Origin of the sequence: Actinophytocola sp., from assembly GCF_035942955.1 — a bacterium.
In the GTDB taxonomy this organism is placed as follows: domain Bacteria; phylum Actinomycetota; class Actinomycetes; order Mycobacteriales; family Pseudonocardiaceae; genus DASYTH01.
The window spans coordinates 1-3,625 of the sequence record NZ_DASZCQ010000116.1; the positions used below are offsets into that span (position 1 = coordinate 1).

A 3,625-nucleotide genomic window follows, 5' to 3' on the forward strand; every position below is an offset into this window, starting at 1 on the left:
AGCTGCCGCCGGAGCGGGTCCAGCCGTCGAGGTTGCCGTCTTCGAAGTTGTCGCTGAACAGGGTTTCGGCCTGGGCGGTGGGGGCGGGCACGACGAGCAGCGCGAACACCGCCGCGCCGACCGCGGTCAGCACGGCAAGCAGCGTCGCGGCGCGCCTGCTCAACAGACGGGAATGCGCGGTTTTGGGCATGGGGAACCTCCCGTGCAGGGTACGGAAGCGTGGTCCTACATCGTCCTATGTGGACCTATGGCTCGCCTGTCAACCAGACTAGGTACAGCCATGTGGACTTTCGCGGACACCATGTGGATTTTGGAGGTTCGTTGCCGCCGGTCAGCGGCTTTCCGAAAATTTCGGACACGGGTGGCGCCGAGACTTCGCATGCCGGTGGTGTATTGCTGAGCGGGTCGCGGCGAGTCTAGAGTCAGCCCCGGTAGAGCTTCCGATACATGACCGAAACTTTCGAGAGGCACGCCCATGCGGACCCCGACCCGCGTGTGGATCGCGTGCACGGCACTGCTCGGGCTGGTGCTGCCCGCCGTGCCCGCCGCACCGAGCGCACTCGCCGACGATCCGGTCGTCGTGGCCGGCTACGACTTCGAGGACGGCAGCACGCAGGGCTGGTTCGGCCGGGGTAGCGCCGTGGTCGCGGCCACCGCCGACGCGGCCAACACCGGCGGCTTCGGGTTGCGCACCACCGGGCGCACCGCGAGCTGGAACGGGCCGAGCGTCGAGCTCGCCCCCGTGCTGCTGACCGGCGCCACCTACGCCATCACCGTCCACACGCGACTCATCGCTGGCACGGCGGCGGCGACGCTGCAGCTGACCGTGCAGCGCCAACCGGTCGGCGGCTCGACGGCGTTCGACTTCGTCGCCAACGGCGCGGTGACCGACGCCGGGTGGACCCAGCTGCGCGGAAGTTACACCGTGCCAACGGAATCTTCCCAACTTCAGCTCTACGTGGAGACCGCGGACGCCACCGCGGCATACGACGTCGACGACGTCATGGTCACGATGACCGCCCCGCCGCCAGGCGGTCCGCCCGACGAGGCGCCGATCGTCAGCGACTTCGAGGACGGCACCGCGCAGGGCTTCGTGCCCAGGATCGGCCCCGAGGTGCTCACGGTCACCACCGCCGACGCCCACACCGGCACGCACAGCCTGCTGACCACCGGCCGCAGCGACTTCTTCTACGGGCCGGCGCGCAACCTGCTCGGCAGGGTCACCAAGGGCAAGAAGTACGAGTTCTCCGTCTGGGTCAAGCTCGCGCCCGGCGAGCCGGTCTCCGACCTGCGGCTGTCCATCGAGCGCCGCTCCGGCGCCAGCCAGAGCTTCGAGAACGTCGCCGGCGTCGCCGGGGTCACCCCGGACGCATGGGTGCGGATCGCCGGTTCCTACGTGCTGGGCTCCGACGTCGACTTCCTCGCCGCGTACGTGGAAACGGCGAGCGGCACGGCGTCGTTCTACATCGACGACTTCGAGCGGACCTTCGTGCGGCCGCGGCCCATCGAGCGGGACATCCCTTCGCTGAAGGACGTGTTCGCCGACGACTTCAAGATCGGCACCGCGATGCTGCCGAGCGACACGTTCGGCGTGCACGCCGAGCTGGTCGACAAGCACTTCAGCTCGATGACCGCCGGCAACGCGATGAAGTGGGACGCGACCGAACCCGTCGAGGGGCAGTTCACGTTCACCGACGGCGACGTTCTCGCCGACTTCGCCGCCGCGCACGGTATCGCGCTGCGCGGGCACACCCTGGTGTGGCACAGCCAGATCCCGGCCTGGGTGTTCCAACGCGACGGTGTCGACCTGACCGACAGCCCCGAGGACAAGGCGTTGCTGTTGCGCCGCATCGAGAACCACATCCGGGCCGTGGCCGGCCACTATGCCGACCAGATCTACGCCTGGGACGTGGTGAACGAGGTCGTCGACGAGGTCGAGCCGGACGGGTTGCGGCGCAACAGGTTCTACGAGATCGCCGGGCTGGACTACATCCGCACGGCGTTCCGCGTGGCGCGCGAGGTGGCCCCGCGGGCCAAGCTGTACCTCAACGACTTCAACTCCGAGTACCCGGCCAAGCGGGCGAAGATCTTCAACCTGGTCCGCCAGCTGCGCGCCGAAGGCGTGCCGGTGGACGGCATCGGACACCAGCTGCACATCAACATCGAGCGGCAGCGGATCGGCGAGATCGAGAAGAGCATCACCGAGTTCGCCAAGCTCGGCGTCGAGCAGCAGGTCACCGAGCTGGACATGAGCGCCTACACCAACTTCGTCGAGTCGCTTCCGGCGATCCCGGCGGACAACATCGCCATCCAGGGCTACCGGTACCGGGACGTCTTCGACCTGTTCCGCCGGCACCGTGACAAGATCAACTCGGTGACCGTGTGGGGCGTCGCCGACGACAACACCTGGCTGAAGAACTTCCCGTTCCCGCGGCTGGACCTGCCGCTGCTGTTCGACGAGCAGCTGCAGTCCAAACCGGCCTACTGGGGTCTGGTCGATCCGGCCCGGCTACCCCAGATCACCCGGCGGCTCACCGTGCCGGCCGGCCGCCCCCAGCTCGACGGGCAGCGCGAGCTCGAGTGGAACCTGTTGCCGGGTACCGACATCCACTCGCGCAGCGGCGTCGGCGCCAACTTCCAGGTCCGCTGGGACGCGCAGAACCTGTACGTCGAGGCCGAGGTGATCGACCCGACCCGAGACCACGGTGACCTCGTCGACCTCTTCGTCGACCAGAACAACGGCAAGACCCCGGCCTACGAGCCGGACGACGCCCGCTACCGCGTGCTGCGCAACGGCGGGCACGGCCCCGGTTTCCGCGCGGCGACCCGGCCGACGGCGCTCGGCTACCGGCTCGAGGCGGCGATCCCGCTCCGTCCATCCGGGACACTCGACCGGTCGGTGGGTTTCGACATCCGCGTGCGCGACGCGTCCAACCCGACCGCTCCGGTCTCCTGGAACGACAACTCCCACGGCCAGGAGACCGACACCTCCCGCTGGGCCACCCTCACCCTGGTCAAGCCGATCGGCCAGGTCGACGTCCCGCGCGGCACCCCGGTCGTCGACGGGGGTGCCGACCCGGTCTGGACCAAGGCCCGCACCGTCGCGACCGACGTCCAGGTGATCGGCACCGGCGGAGCCAGGGCCACGGCCAAGCTGCTCTGGGACGCCGGCCACCTCTACGTGCTGGCCACCGTCACCGATCCCACCCTCGACGAGTCCAGCCCGAACACCTTCGAGCAGGACTCCGTCGAGATCTTCCTCAGCCCGGAGAACCACAAGGACACCGGATACCGCGACGAGGACGGCCAGTATCGGATCAGCTTCACCAACCGGGCGACCATCACCGGCAACTTCGGCGGCTTCCGGATCTCCGACAACCTCACCAGCGCCACCAGAGTCGTGCCGGGCGGCTACGTCGTCGAGGCCGCGATCGAGCTCGACAGCATCCAGGCCGGCCTCGGCTCCCTGCTCGGCTTCGACCTCCAGGTCAACGATGCCACCGCTGGCGCCCGCACCGCCGCCCGCACCTGGCACGACCCCACTGGAAGGTCCTTTGTGGACACTTCCCGCTGGGGTGTGGCCAAGCTGACCCGATGACCGCTCCGTCCACGCACCATCCTCGAC

At 68.8% G+C, this 3,625-nt stretch carries 1 protein-coding gene; it reads left to right on the forward strand.

Annotated features, from left to right (window positions below; genetic code table 11):
* Positions 1 to 475: 475 nt before the first annotated feature.
* Positions 476 to 3,598: an endo-1,4-beta-xylanase gene (locus VGX25_RS11390; RefSeq protein ID WP_326917625.1), complete on the forward strand. Its 3,123-nt coding sequence runs from the start codon at positions 476 to 478 to the stop codon at positions 3,596 to 3,598.
* Positions 3,599 to 3,625 lie beyond the last annotated feature (27 nt).